Raw genomic sequence first — 16,082 nt, forward strand, 5'->3', positions numbered from 1 at the left:
CGCTCGCGCTGACTGCCTGCGCACTGGCTGCCCTCGTGTCCCAGTCCCCGCACTGACCGCCCCCGCACTGACCGCTCCCGCGTTCCCGGCCCCGCGCTCCCAGCCCCCGCACCGGCTGCCCCCGCCCCGGCCGTCCTCGCGCTGACCGCCCCCGCCGCCCCTCCGCCTGCTCCCGCACAATGGTGCATATGACAGCCATGCCCTCGCCGACGTCCTCCGGCGCGCTCACCGTCGGGTTCGATCTCGATATGACCCTCATCGACTCCCGCCCCGGCATCCACGCCTGTTATCTGGCGCTCGCCGAGCGGACGGGCACGTACATCGACGCCGACCTGGCCGTCACCCGGCTCGGTCCGCCCCTCGCGGACGAGCTGGTGCACTGGTTTCCGGCCGATCGGGTCGCGGCCATGAGCGATCTCTACCGCGCGATGTATCCGGCCATCGCCATCACCGCGACCCCCGCGATGACCGGCGCCCGCGAGGCGATCGCGGCCGTACGGGAGTTCGGCGGGCGGGCGATCGTCGTCACCGCCAAGTACGAGCCCAACGCCAAGCTGCACCTCGAACACCTCGGCATCGAGCCCGACGCGCTCATCGGAAACCTGTGGGCCGAGCAGAAGGCGGTGGCGCTGCGCGAGCAGGGCGCGGGCGTGTACGTCGGCGACCACGTCGGGGACGTACGCGGCGCCAGGGCCGCCGGTGCCCTGTCGGTGGCCGTACCCACCGGGCCCTGTGACGCCGCTGAGCTGCGCGCGGCAGGCGCTGACGTCGTCCTCGACGACCTCACCCACTTCCCCGCCTGGCTGGCCTCCTACCCGCGAGACCCGCGAGACCCGCGAGACCCGGGCGACCCCGGCTACTCGGACGCGACGGCCGCCCGCGCCTGACGGCGGCCCTCGGCCACCGACTGCAGCACGCCGGCGCCCGCGAGAAGGAAGCCGACGCCCATCAGCATGCTCAAGCCGAACATGAACGTCGGGAATGGCTCCGTCCCGAGGAGGAATGGGGCCACGGTGACCAAAGTGGCCACCGCACCGACGAAGAACACGATGGCACCGACACGGATCAGCCGATCTCCGGCCGCGGCGGAATTCGTTTGGGTTTTGTCACGCACTCCACCAGGGTAGTTCCCTGCCCGAAGGAACAACCCGGCGACGTCTTGTCACCGGTCTGCAGACCACTAGCCTTGGAACCGGCGGGTCACACGACCCGCCCCAGTGCTATCAAGACCCGTTTTCCCGCCAGCAGTTCGAAGCGCTTCGAAGCACTTCGTAGCAGATTCAAGCAGCCCGAAGCAGTTTTCCGACGAGTATGAGGACGAGGAACAGACGTGCCCACCGGCAAGGTCAAGTGGTTCAACAGTGAGAAGGGTTTCGGCTTTCTCTCCCGCGATGACGGCGGTGACGTCTTCGTCCATTCCTCGGTCCTGCCCGCCGGAGTCGATTCCCTCAAGCCGGGCCAGCGCGTGGAGTTCGGAGTTGTCGCCGGCCAACGCGGTGACCAGGCACTTTCCGTCGTGATCCTGGACCCGACCCCGTCGGTCGCGGCGGCACAGCGCAAGAAGCCCGACGAACTGGCCTCCATCGTCCAGGACTTGACGACCGTCCTGGAGAACATCACGCCGATGCTGGAAAGGGGCCGTTACCCCGAGAAGGCCTCGGGCGCGAAGATCGCGGGCCTGCTGCGGGCGGTCGCCGACCAGTTGGACGTGTAGGCGTTTCCAGGGACTCCAAGGACTCCGGAGATTCCGGAGAGGCCTAGGGGAAATCGAGTGCGTTCGGGCCGAGGGGCGGCACCAGCCCCTCGGCCGCCGCGCGGGTCAGCAGCCCCCTGACCGCCGCATAGCCGTCCTCGCCGAGGTCGGCGGTGAACTCGTTGACGTACAGCCCGATGTGCTGGTCGGCGACCTTCGGGTCCATCTCCTGCGCGTGCTCCAGGACATAGGCCCTGGAGGCCTCCGGGTCGTCCCAGGCGGCGCGTACGGACGTCCGGGCCGCCCGGGCCAGCAGCTCCAGCGTCCGGGCTCCCAGCGACCGCTTGGCGATGATCGCGCCGAGCGGGATCGGCAGCCCGGTCGTCGCCTCCCAGTGCTCACCCATGTCCGCGAGCTTGTGCAGCCCGTAGTTCCGGTACGTGAAGCGCGCCTCGTGGATGACCAGCCCGGCGTCGACCTTCCCGTCCCGCACGGCGGGCATGATCTCGTGGAACGGCATCACGACGACCTCCCCGACCCCGCCGGGGACCGTGTCGGCCGCCCACAGCCGGAACAGCAGGTACGCCGTCGACCGCTCGCTCGGCACCGCGACCGTACGTCCGGTCAGATCGGCCCCCGCCTCCCGCGTGAGCACCAGGGGGCCGCAGCCCCGCCCCAGCGCGCCCCCGCAGGGCAGCAGCGCGTACTCGTCGAGGACGTACGGCAGCACGGCGTACGACACCTTCAGTACGTCGAACTCGCCGCGCTCGGCCATCCCGTTGGTGATGTCGATGTCCGCGAAGGTCACGTCCAGCGCGGGCGCGCCCGGCACCCGGCCGTGGGCCCAGGCGTCGAAGACGAAGGTGTCGTTCGGGCAGGGCGAGTACGCGATCTGGAGTGGCTGTTCAGCCTGCGCGCTCATGTGGGTGTTCATGTGGGTTCCAACTCTCCAGTACCGGCGTGAGCTTCCCGAAGGCCTCCGTCAGGGCCGTGAGCGCGTCGCCGATGCGCCAGGCGGCGCGGTCGCGGGGGCCGACGGGGTTGGACACGGCCCGGATCTCCAGCACCGGCACTCCGTGCGCGGCGGCGGCCTCGGCGACCCCGAAGCCCTCCATCGCCTCGGCCAGCGCACTCGGATGCCGGGCGCGCAGCTCGGTGGCGCGTTCGGCGCTGCCGGTGACGGTGGAGACGGTCAGTACGGCGCCGGCGCGGGCGTTTGTCACTGCTGCGACATCTCGTACGAGTGCTTCCGGCGGACGGTGGGTGACGGCGCCGAAGCCGAGTGCGGTGACCGGAACGAACCCGTCCGGGGTCTCGGCGCCCAGGTCCGCGACGGTGATCTCGTCGGCGACGACCAGCGAGCCGACCGGTGCCTCCGGCTGGAAACCGCCGGCGATGCCCGCCGAGACGACCAGGTCGTACGGGGCGCCGCGGAGGGCGGCGGCGGTGAGCGCGGAGGCGACGGACGCGGCGGAGGCGGCGGGGCCGACTCCCGCGGCGATGACGTCGAACGGTCCCGTGACCTCGCCGTCAGCGGCGCCGAACGCCTGTGCCACCGCGGCCCGTTCGACGGAGACCGCGGTGGCGACGAGGACGCGTACTCCCGAGATCGTCAGGAGTCCTTCTTCAGCCGGAACGACCACACGCCCGTGACGTCGTTCTCGCCCTCCTTGATGGAGACGAGCGTCGAGTCTCCCTGGGCGCCGTACTGCTCGTTGAAGAACACGCTGCCCGGGATCGTGCGGTACGTCTTGCTGCTGGAGTCGGTCAGCGGGTTGCCGTTCAGCAGGATCGTCCAGCCCTTGTCGGCGATCTTCGGGTCGACACCGAAGCGCACGTTCTCGTCCGGGTCGACCTTGATGCTCTTGACGTCCGCGTCCTTGGCGGTGTCCTTCTTGAGGCACTCGGCCACCTCGGCCGTCTTCAGCTCCTTGGCGTCGCCGTCGGCGTAGCAGGAGGCCTCCGAGCTCACCGAGGACGTGCCGACGGTGACGGTGGAGATCGGCGTCGGCTTGTCGCAGGCGGACAGGACGAGCAGTCCGGCACCAACGGCGCCGACGGCGGCAACAGCGCGGCGACGGCGCGCAGTGGAAGCGGAACGCAACGAGGTCATGGCCGAAGGCTATCGGGCACCCGCGACACGGTTGTCACGTGGGTACGGCGTGCCGGGCACCGGTGCGTGGTGTCCGGGCCTCCGTACGCGGTGTCCCCGGCCCCGCCGAGTGGTGTCAGGCGACGCGGGGCTGGGCCCGGCTCCCGTGGCGGGCCGAGCCGATCAGGCCCTTGACGGTGGTCAGCCAGCCCGTGGCGACGATCGCGGCGGCCACCCCGAGGCCCAGTTCGCCCACCAGCGGCAGCGCGATACCGATCGCGCCGCCGAGCACCCAGGCCATCTGGAGCAGCGTCTCGGAGCGGGCGAACGCGGAGGAGCGGACGTGCTCGGGGACGTCCCGCTGGATCAGCGCGTCCAGGGACAGCTTGGCGAGGGCCTGGCAGAACCCGGCGACCGCGGCCAGACAGGCGACCAGGGCGGCGCCGAAGAAGATCGCGGCGACGATCGCCGCGCCGAGGACCACGGCGACGACGGTCACGACGATCAGCTCCGGCGCGCGTTGCTTCACGGCCGCCCCGACCGCCGTACCGAGCGCGTTGCCCACACCCGCGGCGACGGCGACCATGCCCAGCGACCACGCGGCGCTCTCCCCGGTCAGCGGGTGCTCGCGGAGCAGGAAGGCGAGGAAGAAGATCAGGAAGCCGGACAGACAGCGCAGGGCGGCGTTGGCGGCCAGGGCGTGCGTGACGGCCGTGCCGACCGTGCGCAGGCCCGGGCGGCGCAGGGTCTCGCGGCGGTGCGGGCCGTGCAGATGCTCCGCGTCCGCCGCCAGCAGGGCGGTGTCCTCGCCCTTGGCGGAGTCCACCTTGTGGGGGAGCGAGAAGGACAGGAACGTACCCGCGATGAAGATCACGAAGGCGCCGTAGAGCGGCCAGCGCGGCCCTATGGCCTGGAGCCCGGCGCCGATGGGCGCGGCCACACCGGTGGCGAGCAGCCCGCTCAGCGTGACCCGCGAATTGGCCTTCACCAGGGAGAACCCGGGTGGCAGGAGGCGGGGTACGACAGCGCTGCGGACCACGCCGTACGCCTTCGAGGCGACCAGGACGCCCAGTGCGGCCGGGTACAGCTCGATGCTGCCGGTGGCGACCGCGCCGGCGAGCAGCAGGGCGAGGAGCGCGCGGGCGAGCATGGCGCCGGCCATCGCGGCGCGGCGGCCGTGCGGGAGGCGGTCGAGGAGGGGGCCGATCACGGGGGCGAGGAGCGTGAAGGGCGCCATGGTGATGCCGAGATAGATGGCCACGCGCCCGCGTGCCTCGTCGGTGGGGACGGAGAAGAACACGGTGGAGGCCAGGGCGACGGTGATCATGACGTCGCCGGCGCCGTTCACCGCGTGCAGTTCGATGAGCTTGCCGAGCCCGGACTCCCCGGCCCCGTGCGCGTGGGTGGCCTTGCGGATGCCCCGGGCGGTGCCGGTCACCGGAAAGTGCAGGGCACGCCCGACCGCACGTACGGACCCGTTCATCCGGTCCCGTACGCCACGCCGGCCTCTCTTGGTGCCGGTGCCGCTCCGGTTGTGCCCCTCTGTCCCACCGGTCCCGGTGGTGCCGTGGGGCGACTGCTCGGTTGCCACCCCGCCATAGTGCCCCGAGAACGGCGTACCTAGTGCGGTTACCGCGCGTATGGGGCCGAGTGGGGCGGGAGAGGGCGGGGTTGGGCGGGCCCTCGGGGTCTGTGCGAAGGCCCCGCAGGGGTCTCTCAGGTGTCTCTCAGGTGTCCCTCGGGGATCTTCCCGGAGGTCTCCCGGAGATCTCTCGGACGGTTTCCGTGGGGTGTTTTCCGGCCATTGAGGGTTGGGAAGAGTGAGGTGAGAGGCGGGAGAAGGACCAGCGGAGAGGGGGCCGGAGTTGCCACGGTTGGATGTCGGACGCCACGAACCGTCCCGTCGGTGTGGGCCCCGGGCGCTGGAGAAGGTAGCGTGCGTAGCGCGCAGTGGCGGTTGTTCTCGGCCGCGCGCCTCTCGGCCATCCCGCAGAATGGATGACGTAGGTGCGCCCGAGCGTGATCGGGCGTGAACGTTGACGCGGTCCTCCGGTCCGCTCCGTTCGCACCCGTTCGCACCCCGTCGGGACGAGCGCACTCGTGAGACGGCGTAGGAGAGAAGCGATACCTGTGAGCGCAGCGACAACGCGAAGCCGCACCCCCGACCGCCTGTGCGCCGAGGCCGTCGACCTCGCCCTTTCGGCGGCGGAGGAGGCGGCGGCGCCAGGCGTGGTGGGTGAACACGCGGGCCTGGTGTCAGAAGGGGACCGTGTCGTCACGCACTTCTTCGAGTGCAAGGAGTTCGGCTACCGGGGCTGGCGCTGGGCGGTGACGGTCGCCCGGGCGTCCCGGGCGAAGCTGGTCACCCTGAACGAGGTGGTGCTCCTCCCGGGCCCCGACGCCCTCCAGGCCCCGGAGTGGGTGCCCTGGAGCGAGCGTCTGCGCCCCGGGGACATGGGCCCCGGCGACCTGCTCCCGACGGACGCGGAGGATCTGCGTCTGGAGCCGGGTTACTCGGGCGAGGACGAGCCCCTGCCGAACTCCGTGCTGGCGTCGGGGTCCGTGGCGGTTTCGGCTTCGGTGGCACTGGCCGCGGATCTGGCGGACGCCGAGGACGCGGACATCACGGAGGGCTCACCGGCGGACTTCACGGTCGTACCGGCTCGCGGCTCGATCGCCGCGGTGGCGGAGGAACTGGGCATGCGCCGGGCGCGCGTCCTGTCGCGGTACGGCCTCCACACCGCCGCCGACCGCTGGGAGGACGCGTACGGCCCCACGACGCCCATGGCCCAGGCCGCGCCGGCGACGTGCGTGAGCTGCGGGTTCCTCGTGGCGATCGGCGGGTCGCTCGGGCAGGCCTTCGGCGTGTGCACGAACGAGTTCGCCCCGGCGGACGGGCGTGTGGTGTCCCTGGCGTACGGCTGCGGGGGGCACTCGGAGGCAGCGGTGATGCCGAAGCCGCCGGTTCCGCCGCCGCACGTGATCGACGAGACGATCGTGGACCCGTTCCCGCTGCGGCCCGCGGCGGACTCCGGATCCGTGTCGGTGGGCGGGACCGACGAGGATGCGGATGCGGCGGACCTCGGGCACTCGTAGTGGGTGGTTCTTAGACAGAGGGTGCGCGACCCCGCCGAGCCCTGCTGCTCGGCGGGATCGTTGCCCACCGCACCGGGTGGTTCCGGCTAGTTCTTGGTGCTGTCCACGATGACCGGGGTGCCGTTCGCGTTCGTGCCGCACGGCACCGCGTACACCGGGTTGGCCTTGGCGGCTTCCCTGTAGGCCTCCAGGCACTGGTTGTACAGGACCTTGTCGCTCAGCGACTTCGAGAGGATCTGGTTGGCGCGGGCGATGCCCTCCGCCTCGATCCGCCTGCGCTCGGCCTCCGCCTTGGCGGTACGCGCCGCCTCGACGGCCCGCTCGGTGGCCTGCTCCTGCTGGATCTTCTTGTCGATCTGGTCCTGGAGCTTCTCCGACGGCTTCACATTGCGCAGATTGACGTTGGTGACGTCGATCCCGCGCGGCGCCAGCCGCTCCTTGATGAGGGCGGCGATCTCCGAACCGATCTGCTCGCGGGCGGAGGCGTAGCCCTCCTCGCTGGTGTGCTTCGCGAAGACGTTACGGATGATCTCGCGGCTGTCCGGCACCACCAGCCGCTCCTGGACGGCCTCCTCACTGCCAGCCAGCCGGTACAGCTGGACCGCCTTGGCCGGGATGACCGCCCACTTGATGGTGACGTCCGCGTACAGCACCCCGCCCTGCGCCGAGCGGACCTCGACGACGTCCTTGCCGTAGAGGTCGAGGTCCACGGGACGAGTGGTGAAGGACGTGACGTCGGTGAACGGCGACTTGAACTGGACGCCCGACGTGATGGGCTTCCCGACCTTGCCGAAGGTCACCGGGACCCCGACCTCGTAGGCGCTCACGACATGGACGCACGCGAAGACACCGGCCAGCACGGCCGCGACGGCGCTGAGTGCCGCCCCGATCTTCCAGCCGCCGGTGTCCCGGCCACGGCCGACGAGAAAAAGCACGACCGCCGCTATGAGCAGCAGTATGGACAGCGCGAACACAGAGATCCCCCCTCAGGAACAGGTACCGCGTACCTGCTTCGTGGACCGGCGCCGCCTCGGACGCGATCCGCAGGGAATGGTAAGGGGCGCCGGTCTCGCGCTGCCCAGGTGTCCTACGCCGGGGTGTGGGCGCGCACCATGAGTGTGCCCAGGTTCCCCGGTTCCGGGGCCTTGAGGACGTGGGCTTCGACGTCGGTGAAGCCGTGCCGCTTGAGCATGTCCGCCCACATTTCAGGGGCGTACTGCCAGCGCCGTACCGTCAGTTCGCGTTCACGCCCTTCGAGCCACTTGCCTCGCATCCGCTGAGGTCCGTAGGCGCCCGCGACCGGCTCGGCCTGCGAGAACGCGAAGACCCCGCCAGGAGCGAGCCGCTGGAGGACACACGGGAACAGGTCCTCGGGGTCTGTGAACCACACAGCTCCCCAGACGGAATAGATCGCGTCGAACTCCCCAGGGCCCGACGTGAGATAGGCGCAGGCCTCGCCCTGGACGAAGGACAGCCCGGGGGTGTCCTGCCACCAGGCGCGAGCCCGCTCGACCTGGACGGGGGAGAAGTCGACTCCCGTCACCTCGACACCCCGCCGAGCCAGGTGGGCGGCCTCCTTGCCCTCCGCCGGCCCGAGTTCCAGCGCGCGGCGGGGGCGGCCGAGGACTTCGGCACCCGGCCCGTGACCCGGGTACTGGGTCCATTCGAACCGGTCGGCCTGCGGGGCCGGTTGGGCGCCCTCGCGCCGGTAGGGCTTGTACTTGTCCCAGTACTCGGCCGGTGTCAGGGGCGTGTGGGACATGTCCGGCATGAAGCTCCTCGGAGGGCGAAGCGGTTGGCGGCTCTCTGGACGCGGCGGCCAAGATCGAAGCCACCGGCCTGACCACCCCTGCCCAGTCGGCGGCGTACGCGCAGATGCTGTGCACCACTTCCTATACGGCGGCCAGGGCCGGAGACCGCGATCAGGCACAGGCCATGATTCGTGAGGCCGGCAAGGCCGCCCGCAAGCTCCCGCAGCAGGCGCCGCCAGGACGCCTGTTCCCCACCACCTCTGCGGCCGTCGGCCTGTTCGAGGTCGGGGTGCGCTGGGCGCTGGGCGATGCCGGGGCGGCCCTCAAGGCGGGCCGCGCGCTGAGCGCGGATCAGTTCTCCACGGCCGAGCGCAAGGGGCGTATGCACACTGACCTGGGGTGCGCGTGGTGGCAGTGGGGCAAGCCGGAGCAGACCGCCCACGAACTGCTCTGCGCCCTGCGCCCTGCGCGTCTCGCCGGGCGAGGTCCGTGACCGTCCGGCCATCAGGAAGATCGTCGGAGACCTGGCCGCGCGGCACCCGAGGGTGAGTGGTGTGCGGGAGCTGGCTGCGGCGTCGGGTGTTCGCGGCTGACGGGACGCCCCGCTAAACCCTCCCGTGTCTCGTCGCCGGGCAGGGGCAGGATGGGGACGAGCGGGATCAGGTACCAGGTGCCTCCGCGGGCGTCGCGGTGGTCCCCGGGGTGCCCGGACTCCCGTACGCACGCGCCTACATCGCTGAGTATCGGGGCGCCGTGGAACAGGGAGGCGCGTACCGTCCCGCACCGGTCCGGGGGCGTGGCTGCGGTCGCCGTCACGGCATGTTTCCAACCCGAGGCTCGAACGGTACGGAACTACGAGTCGCTCTTCATCCCGGGCCTCGCTCAGACCGAGTCCTACGCCCGCACCGTGATCAAGGGTGTGTTGCCCACCGCCGGCCAGAAGGCGATCGGGCAGCGAGTCCGAGTGCGCATGGAACGTCAGGCGTTGCTCTCCAAAGAGGATCCGCTACGGCTGTGGGCCATCGTCGACGAGGCCGCCGTCCGGCGCACGGTGGGAAGCCGCGAGGTGATGCGTGAGCAGGCGCTCCGGCTGGTGGAGGAGCCCCACATCACGTTCCAGGTGATCCCCTTCGACAAAGGGGCCCATGTGGGACTGTCCGGTAGCTTCGTGCGCATGGACTTCCCGGATCCCTCGGACCCGGAAGCGGTGTACGTGGACACCCGGGCCGGCGATGTCTTCCTGGAGTCCGAGCCTGAGCTTCGACACTGCAAGTCGATGTTCGAGCACCTGCAAGCAGTGGCGATGGGGCCGAACGACAGCGCTGACCTGCTGACCAAGGTCGCAGAGGCAAGAGACTGAGAGAAGGCGTGGAGTGAAGCACGACCTTTCCGGGGCTGTGTGGCGGAAGAGCAGTTACAGCGGTGGTGAGACCCAGTGCGTCGAGATAGCCGACGGCTTCTCGGGCATCGTGCCCGTACGTGACAGCAAGGACCTCACAGGCCCCCGCCTCGTGTTCGAGACGGATGCGTGGAACTCGTTCTTGAGGACAGTGAAGACCGGAGTACTCCCCTCCCTCTGATTGCTCAGCCCTCACCGGCGGGTGGCGGGTGCTCTGTCCGGCGCGGGGTACCTTCTTGCTCACGCCGATGAGGAGAGTGAACGTCCGTGAGCAAGTTCGTGCGACCGGCAGCCGAGGGCTCGGATCCTTTCGGTACGGCCCGTCTGCGCCGGGGGGTTCTGGACGCGTGGGCCACCAGCCCCGCCCGGTTCCGTGAGGACGCCAACGCCGAGGAGGATCTCGTCCTCGGTGGCTACCGGGACCGGCTCGTCGTCGAGCTCGCCCAGAACGCCGCCGACGCCGCCGCGCGGGCCGGGGTGCCGGGCAGGTTCCGGCTCACCCTCCGCGAGGGCGTCCTTGTCGCCGCCAACACCGGCGCCCCGCTGGACGCCACCGGCGTCGAGTCCCTGTCCACGCTGCGCGCCTCCGCCAAGCGGGATGCCCAGGGCGGGCAGGACGGCAAGGAGACGGGCGCCGTCGGGCGGTTCGGGGTCGGCTTCGCCGCCGTCCTCGCCGTGAGCGACGAGCCCGCCGTCGTCGGGCGGCACGGGGGTGTGCGGTGGGCGCTCGCCGAGGCCCGCGAGCTGGCCGCCGAGACCGCCCGGCACAGCCCCGGACTCGGCGACGAGATCCGGCGCCGCGACGGCCATGTGCCCCTCCTCCGGCTGCCGTTCGCCGCCGAGGGCACCGCGCCGACCCCGTACGACACTGCTGTCATCCTGCCGTTGCGCGACACCGCCGCCGAGGATCTCGCCGAGCGGCTGCTGAGCGGCGTCGACGACGCGCTTCTGCTGACGTTGCCCGGGCTGGAAGAGGTCGTCATCGAGGTGGGGGAGCGGACGCGTACCCTCAGCCGCCGCACCGACGGCGCCCTGACCCTCGTGGAGGACTCCCGGGACGGTACGAGCCGTTGGCGTACCGTCTCCGCGCACGGGCCCCTGGATGCCGCCCTGTTGGTGGGGCGGCCGGTCGAGGAGCGGCTGCGTCCGCACTGGTCGGTCACCTGGGCCGTGCCCGTCGACGCCGACGGGACTCCCGTACCGCCCCGGACCAGCCCCGTCGTGCACGCGCCCACGCCGAGCGACGAGCCGCTGGGCGTACCGGCGTTGCTCATCGCCTCCCTCCCGCTGGACACCGCACGCCGGCATGCCGCGTCCGGTCCGCTCACCGACTTCCTGGTGCAGCGCGCCGCCGACGCGTACACCGAACTCCTCGCCGACTGGCACCCGGTGGGGGAGGGCATCATCGCGCTCGTACCCGGCCCGCTGGGGAAGAGCGAGCTGGACGGCCAGTTGCGTCAGGCGATCCTCGAACGACTGCCGCGAACCGCCTTCCTCCCGCCCGCCCTTGACCCGGGGGACGACGACGAACTGCCCTCCGCCCTGCGCCCCCGGGACGCGGAGGTCGTCGAGGGTGCGGGGGCGGACACCGTGCGTGTCCTCGCCGAGGTGCTGCCCACTCTGCTGCCCGCCGGGCTCGAACGCCGGGTGGAGCTAAGGACGTTGGGGGTCGCCCGGGTCCCCCTGACCGAGGCCGTCGACCGGCTCGCCGGCCTGGAGAAGGCGCCCGAGTGGTGGTACCGGCTGTACGACAGCCTGGCCGGCGTCGACCCCGACCGGCTGACCGGACTGCCTGTGCCGCTCGCCGACGGGCGTACGACCATCGGCCCCCGCCAGGTCCTGCTCCCCACCGGCGGCGAGGCGCAGAGCGCCGCCGCGCCCGAGACCCTGGCCCGCCTCGGCCTCAAGGTCGCCCACCCGGACGCCGCCCACCCCTTGTTGGAGAAGCTCGGCGCCCTCCCGGCCACCCCGCGAGCCGTCCTCACCACTCCACAGGTACGGGCCGCCGTCGCCGCCTCCCTCGACGAGGAGGCGGCCGGCCTGTCATGGGACGACGAAGGCACCCCGGACGCCGAGGAGTTGGCCGACACGGTCCTCACCCTCGTACGGGACGCGGGCCTCGAACCCGGCGACGAGCCGTGGCTGGGCGCCCTCGCCCTCCCCGACGAGGACGGCGAGCTGTCCCCCGCCGGTGAACTCGTCCTGCCCGGCAGCCCGTTCGCCCAGGTGATCAGAGAAGACGAACTGGCGACGGTGGACGGCGAGTTGGCGGAGAGGTGGGGCGAGCAGCCGCTGGCCGCGTGCGGAGTCCTGGCGACCTTCGCCCTGGTCCGCGCCACCGATGTCGTCCTCGACCCGGACGAACTGGATCCCCGGGACAGCGACTTCGCCGAACCCGACGATCCCGGCCTGCTCGACGCCGTGGACGTGTGGAGCGAGGACATCCTCGACCGCTTCCCCGACTCACCCGTGCCTCCCGTCGCCACGGAACTGGTCGCCGTACGCGACCTGGACCTCGTCGACGACGACCACTGGCCCCAGGCCCTCGCCCTCCTGGCCCGGCCGCCCCTGCGGGACGCGATCGTCCAGCCGGTGCGCGTCCTGCTGCCCGACGGCACGCATGAACTCGTACGGCCGTACACCGCTTGGTGGTTGCGCGGAAACCCGGTGCTGGACGGACGCAGGCCCGCCGGTCTCCTGGCGGCGGGCGGCGACCCGCTCCTGCGCGGCCTGTACGAGGAGGCCGACGCCACCGGGTTCGACGACGAGCAGGTGCTCCGGGCGCTGGGCGTACGGACGTCGGTGGCCGCCCTCCTCGACGAGCCGGGCGGCGCCGCCGAACTGCTGGACCGCCTCGCCGACCCCGACCGGGAGGTGAGCGGCGCCCAACTGCACGCCCTCTACGGCGCGTTGGCCGACCTCGACCCGGAACAGGTCACGCTGCCCGACGACTTGCGGGCCGTGGTCGACGGGCACGTGGAGGTGGTGGACGCGGCGGATGCCGTGGTCGTCGACTCACCCGACCTGCTGCCCTTCACGGCGGGGGTGCCGCTGCTCCCCGTACGCCCGGCACGGGCGGCCGAACTGGCCGAGTTGTTCCAGGTGCGGCGGCTGAGCGAGTCGGTGACGGGCGAGGTGACATCGGAGGGCTCGGAGCACGACGTACCGGAGTCGGTACGGGTACTCCTCGGTCCGGCGACGCCGGCCACGTACGTCGAGCACGAGGAGCTCGTCGTCGACGGCGTGGAACTGGACTGGCGCAGGACACGGGACGGCGTCGTGCACGCAGCCACCCTGGAGGGTGTCGCGGCGGGCCTCGCCTGGGCGGCCGGGCAGTGGCCGCGGCGGTTCGAGGTGGCGGTGCTGATGGAGGACCCGTCGAGGACGACGGAGCTGGGGCGGGATCGCTGGTTCGACTGAGAAGGGAGAGATCCACACGGGGATCCCTGCACGGATCCTCCGTGTGGATCTCTGTGTTCCACGCCACATTCCGCAACTTCCGTACAACCATTCCCATTCGTCACGGATCTGAGCGAGCGAGTCAAGAGACTCCCAGATCATTTGGGCCCGGGCGCGACTGCGCGCCGTGCGGATGGACTCCGTGCGGGACGAGCACCGCCGGGCCCTCTTTCTCCACTTGGGGAACGCATGCGCATACGTGCCACCGTGGCCGCCGTCACCGGCGCCCTGGCCCTCTCCGCCTTCGCCGTGCCTGCCGCGCAGGCCGCACCGGCGGCGCCCGACGTCACCTTCACCAAGGTGACGATCAACAACGGCAAGCCGATCGTCGCCCGCGCCGCGGGGAAGACCTCCGTGCCGGTGACGTACACCTTCAAGCACGCCGCGGGCCTCGACATCGGCCCGGACAAGCTCTTCACTGGTCCGGCCCTCTACGTCGGCGCTTCCCTCACCGAGGAGAACGTCCGCCTGATCGGCGACGAGCCGGGCACCTGCGCGGCCACCTCGTCGACCACCGCCAGCTGCAAGGGCTTCTTCGACCTGCACCCCGGCGCCGAAGGCAGCCTCCGGAACACCGACGCCCGTACGTGGAAGGTGGCCGCCATCGCCGTCACGGACGAAGGCGACATCAAGATCCAGAGCGGCCTCGGCACCACCCAGATCAAGTTCCACTCGAAGCTCACCACCGACGCCACCCCGGAGCCGGTCAGGAAGGGCGCGACCATCACGGTCAAGGGCACCCTGACCCGCGCCAACTGGAACACCGGCAAGTACACGGGCTACGTCAACGCCCCCGTGACGCTCCAGTTCAAGAAGAAGGGCGCCACCGCCTTCACCACCGTCAAGACGGTCAAGGCGGGTGCCGCAGGCGCCCTGAAGACCACGGTGAAGGCGTCTGTCGACGGCACGTACCGCTTCGCCTTCGCGGGCTCGTCGACGACGGCGCCGATCAACGCGGTCGGGGATGTCATCGACGTGAAGTAGGCGGAGTGCGAGCCGCGGGGCTCGTACGACGCATGACGAGAACAACGGACAGAGGCCGGTGCCACCCAGCCAGGGCGGCACCGGCCTTTGTGCTTCGGATTCTGCTCAGTCCGCCTCGACTTCGAGGAAATACTCGTAGCGGTCCAGGCCGAGGCCGATACCGGTCAGCAGCCGGAACGCGTCCGCGTGTGCGCCCATCCATCAGAAGAGGATCCACGTCCGCCCGGCGTCGGAGGCGGAGTTCGCGGTGCTGAAGGAGCGTCATGACCTCTCCACGGAGGATGCGGCCTTCACGGATGATCGAACCAGGCGGGGAGAGCTTCGTAGTCTCCGGCGCGCCCTCGTGGCGCGAGGCGGACCGCAAGTTCGAGGACCCGTCCCTGTTCGACTTCGCTCAGCCCTGGCCGCCGGGCTTCCCCGTGGAGTACGGCAGCGTCGGCTGACGCGGATGACACACTGAGGGCGCCCCCTGTCGCAGGGGGCGCCCTCAGCGCCGTGCACGCCCCTTCGCTGCCGAATGACCGCATGGACATCACCGGCGCCCGTCGGAACGTGGCCGGCGCCGAGGCCCTGCTCGACCACTGTCGGACCCCTTCTCCAATGGGAAAAACGCACGCGCATACGTGCCACCGTGGCCGCCGTCACCGGCGCCCTGGCCCTCTCCACCCTTGCCGTCCCGGCCGCGCACGCCGACGTCACGGCTACAGGGGAGCCGTATGCCCTGAACGCCTCCTTCTCCAACATCAAGATCAACAAGGGCAAGTCGATCGTGGCGGGCACCACCGGCACGCTGACCGTGCCGATCACCTACACGCTGACCCACGGCGCCGATGTCGACATCACCGCCGAGGACTTCTTCACCGACGTCGAGCTGTACTACGGCGCGTCGCAGGACGACTCGTACAACGACTCCGACTACACCCTGTACGGCGACAACTGGGCTCACTGCGCGGCCACCTCGGCGACCGTCGCCAACTGCACCCAGTCCATCGCGATCCACCCGGCTCTCGACCTGTTCAACGAGACCGCCGGGAAGTGGAAGGCGTACGCGTACGCGGTGGCCTGGAACGGCCAGGACATGAGCAGCGACGACTTCGGCGCCACGAAGGTCGGGTACGTCGAGAAGGACGGCATCGCCGGGCCCAGCCTCCTGCGTCACTCCAAGCTCTCCGTCAACGCCACCCCCGAGCCCGTCGTCAAGGGCAAGACCATCACCGTCACCGGCAAGCTGACCCGTGCCAACTGGGACGGCGCCAACTACACCGGGTACGCCAGTCAGCCGGTGCAGTTGCAGTTCCGGAAGAACGGGACCAGCGCCTACACCGTCGTCAAGACCATCAGGACGACGACCAAGGGCGACCTGAAGACCACCGTCAAGGCGACTGCCGACGGGTACTTCCGGTACGTCTTCGCAGGGACCGCGACCACCGCCGCCCTCGGTGCCGTGCCCGACTTCGTCGATGTGAAGTAGCCGCCGCGTAGTGCGTGTACCGCCGTCGGCCCCTCCACGGTCGCGGGGTCGGCGGCGGTTGTGTGTAAGGCGTGTGCAAAATTACGTCCCCTCCGCGCAACCAACCACTCCCGCAACGAATCTGATCTTGGGGGCCA

The 16,082-nt window shown here is 70.8% G+C and carries 16 protein-coding genes and 1 pseudogene; 10 read left to right on the top strand and 7 right to left on the bottom strand.

Annotated elements, in window-relative coordinates; translation table 11 throughout:
- Positions 1 to 188 precede the first annotated feature (188 nt).
- Positions 189 to 887 (top strand): HAD family hydrolase, encoded by a 699-nt coding sequence (locus IEY89_RS00845; protein WP_229694980.1) that lies wholly within the window; start codon positions 189 to 191, stop codon positions 885 to 887.
- On the opposite strand, the gene IEY89_RS00850 is transcribed toward IEY89_RS00845, so the two are convergent.
- Complete coding sequence (locus IEY89_RS00850) at positions 857 to 1,114, bottom strand: hypothetical protein (protein ID WP_189145245.1); 258 nt, start codon at positions 1,112 to 1,114, stop codon at positions 857 to 859. The genes IEY89_RS00845 and IEY89_RS00850 overlap by 31 nt on opposite strands.
- A 216-nt stretch (positions 1,115 to 1,330) precedes the next feature.
- Between IEY89_RS00850 and IEY89_RS41635 the strand changes: the two genes are divergently transcribed.
- The gene (locus IEY89_RS41635) at positions 1,331 to 1,714 is read left to right on the top strand and encodes a cold-shock protein (RefSeq protein WP_189145246.1); all 384 of its coding nucleotides are present in this window, start codon (positions 1,331 to 1,333) and stop codon (positions 1,712 to 1,714) included.
- A 43-nt stretch (positions 1,715 to 1,757) separates the two neighbouring features.
- On the opposite strand, the gene IEY89_RS00860 is transcribed toward IEY89_RS41635, so the two are convergent.
- From IEY89_RS00860 to IEY89_RS00875, 4 genes are all read right to left on the bottom strand, one after another.
- On the bottom strand, positions 1,758 to 2,615 hold the full coding sequence (locus tag IEY89_RS00860; RefSeq protein ID WP_189145247.1) for a 1,4-dihydroxy-6-naphtoate synthase: 858 nt from the start codon (positions 2,613 to 2,615) through the stop codon (positions 1,758 to 1,760).
- Positions 2,599 to 3,336 carry a futalosine hydrolase gene (locus IEY89_RS00865; protein WP_189145248.1) on the bottom strand — a complete coding sequence of 246 codons (738 nt, stop codon included), beginning with the start codon at positions 3,334 to 3,336 and terminating at the stop codon, positions 2,599 to 2,601. Before IEY89_RS00865 ends, IEY89_RS00860 begins: the two co-directional genes overlap by 17 nt.
- A complete protein-coding gene (locus IEY89_RS00870; RefSeq protein WP_189145249.1) occupies positions 3,306 to 3,806 on the bottom strand; it encodes a DUF2771 domain-containing protein in 501 nt (166 codons plus the stop codon). The genes IEY89_RS00865 and IEY89_RS00870 overlap by 31 nt, the downstream gene beginning before the upstream one ends.
- A 115-nt stretch (positions 3,807 to 3,921) precedes the next feature.
- On the bottom strand, positions 3,922 to 5,376 hold the full coding sequence (locus IEY89_RS00875) for an MFS transporter (RefSeq protein WP_189145250.1): 1,455 nt from the start codon (positions 5,374 to 5,376) through the stop codon (positions 3,922 to 3,924).
- Between the two features lie 539 nt (positions 5,377 to 5,915).
- Between IEY89_RS00875 and IEY89_RS00880 the strand changes: the two genes are divergently transcribed.
- Complete coding sequence (locus IEY89_RS00880) at positions 5,916 to 6,881, top strand: DUF3027 domain-containing protein (RefSeq protein WP_189145251.1); 966 nt, start codon at positions 5,916 to 5,918, stop codon at positions 6,879 to 6,881.
- A gap of 86 nt (positions 6,882 to 6,967) precedes the next feature.
- On the opposite strand, the gene IEY89_RS00885 is transcribed toward IEY89_RS00880, so the two are convergent.
- Both IEY89_RS00885 and IEY89_RS00890 read right to left on the bottom strand, forming a co-directional pair.
- Complete coding sequence (locus tag IEY89_RS00885) at positions 6,968 to 7,855, bottom strand: prohibitin family protein (protein ID WP_189145252.1); 888 nt, start codon at positions 7,853 to 7,855, stop codon at positions 6,968 to 6,970.
- Positions 7,856 to 7,968: 113 nt separating this feature from the next.
- Positions 7,969 to 8,643, bottom strand: coding sequence for a class I SAM-dependent methyltransferase (locus tag IEY89_RS00890; protein ID WP_189145253.1), 675 nt, complete (start codon positions 8,641 to 8,643; stop codon positions 7,969 to 7,971).
- A gap of 50 nt (positions 8,644 to 8,693) precedes the next feature.
- Between IEY89_RS00890 and IEY89_RS00895 the strand changes: the two are divergent.
- The 7 genes and pseudogenes from IEY89_RS00895 to IEY89_RS00925 form a co-directional block, all read left to right on the top strand.
- A pseudogene (locus IEY89_RS00895) lies at positions 8,694 to 9,225 on the top strand (transcriptional regulator); the annotation flags it as partial.
- A gap of 50 nt (positions 9,226 to 9,275) precedes the next feature.
- On the top strand, positions 9,276 to 9,992 hold the full coding sequence (locus IEY89_RS40285; protein WP_229694981.1) for a DUF5753 domain-containing protein: 717 nt from the start codon (positions 9,276 to 9,278) through the stop codon (positions 9,990 to 9,992).
- Positions 9,993 to 10,005: 13 nt separating this feature from the next.
- Positions 10,006 to 10,212 (top strand): DUF397 domain-containing protein, encoded by a 207-nt coding sequence (locus IEY89_RS00905; protein WP_189145255.1) that lies wholly within the window; start codon positions 10,006 to 10,008, stop codon positions 10,210 to 10,212.
- Positions 10,213 to 10,298: 86 nt separating this feature from the next.
- Positions 10,299 to 13,451: a sacsin N-terminal ATP-binding-like domain-containing protein gene (locus tag IEY89_RS00910; protein WP_189145256.1), complete on the top strand. Its 3,153-nt coding sequence runs from the start codon at positions 10,299 to 10,301 to the stop codon at positions 13,449 to 13,451.
- A 228-nt stretch (positions 13,452 to 13,679) separates the two neighbouring features.
- Complete coding sequence (locus IEY89_RS00915) at positions 13,680 to 14,474, top strand: hypothetical protein (protein WP_189145257.1); 795 nt, start codon at positions 13,680 to 13,682, stop codon at positions 14,472 to 14,474.
- Between the two features lie 296 nt (positions 14,475 to 14,770).
- A complete protein-coding gene (locus tag IEY89_RS00920; RefSeq protein ID WP_189145258.1) occupies positions 14,771 to 14,917 on the top strand; it encodes a hypothetical protein in 147 nt (48 codons plus the stop codon).
- Between the two features lie 188 nt (positions 14,918 to 15,105).
- Positions 15,106 to 15,945, top strand: coding sequence for a hypothetical protein (locus tag IEY89_RS00925; protein ID WP_189145259.1), 840 nt, complete (start codon positions 15,106 to 15,108; stop codon positions 15,943 to 15,945).
- Positions 15,946 to 16,082 lie beyond the last annotated feature (137 nt).

Source organism: Streptomyces lacrimifluminis, from assembly GCF_014646095.1.
GTDB lineage: Bacteria > Actinomycetota > Actinomycetes > Streptomycetales > Streptomycetaceae > Streptomyces > Streptomyces lacrimifluminis.

Coding starts and splice junctions, on each gene's coding strand:
- IEY89_RS40285 (WP_229694981.1), top strand. CDS start 9,276: ATGGGGACGAGCGGGATCAGGTACCAGGTGCCTCCGCGGGCGTCGCGG.
- IEY89_RS00860 (WP_189145247.1), bottom strand. CDS start 2,615: ATGAGCGCGCAGGCTGAACAGCCACTCCAGATCGCGTACTCGCCCTGC.
- IEY89_RS00890 (WP_189145253.1), bottom strand. CDS start 8,643: ATGTCCCACACGCCCCTGACACCGGCCGAGTACTGGGACAAGTACAAG.
- IEY89_RS00915 (WP_189145257.1), top strand. CDS start 13,680: ATGCGCATACGTGCCACCGTGGCCGCCGTCACCGGCGCCCTGGCCCTC.
- IEY89_RS00870 (WP_189145249.1), bottom strand. CDS start 3,806: ATGACCTCGTTGCGTTCCGCTTCCACTGCGCGCCGTCGCCGCGCTGTT.
- IEY89_RS00845 (WP_229694980.1), top strand. CDS start 189: ATGACAGCCATGCCCTCGCCGACGTCCTCCGGCGCGCTCACCGTCGGG.
- IEY89_RS00920 (WP_189145258.1), top strand. CDS start 14,771: ATGATCGAACCAGGCGGGGAGAGCTTCGTAGTCTCCGGCGCGCCCTCG.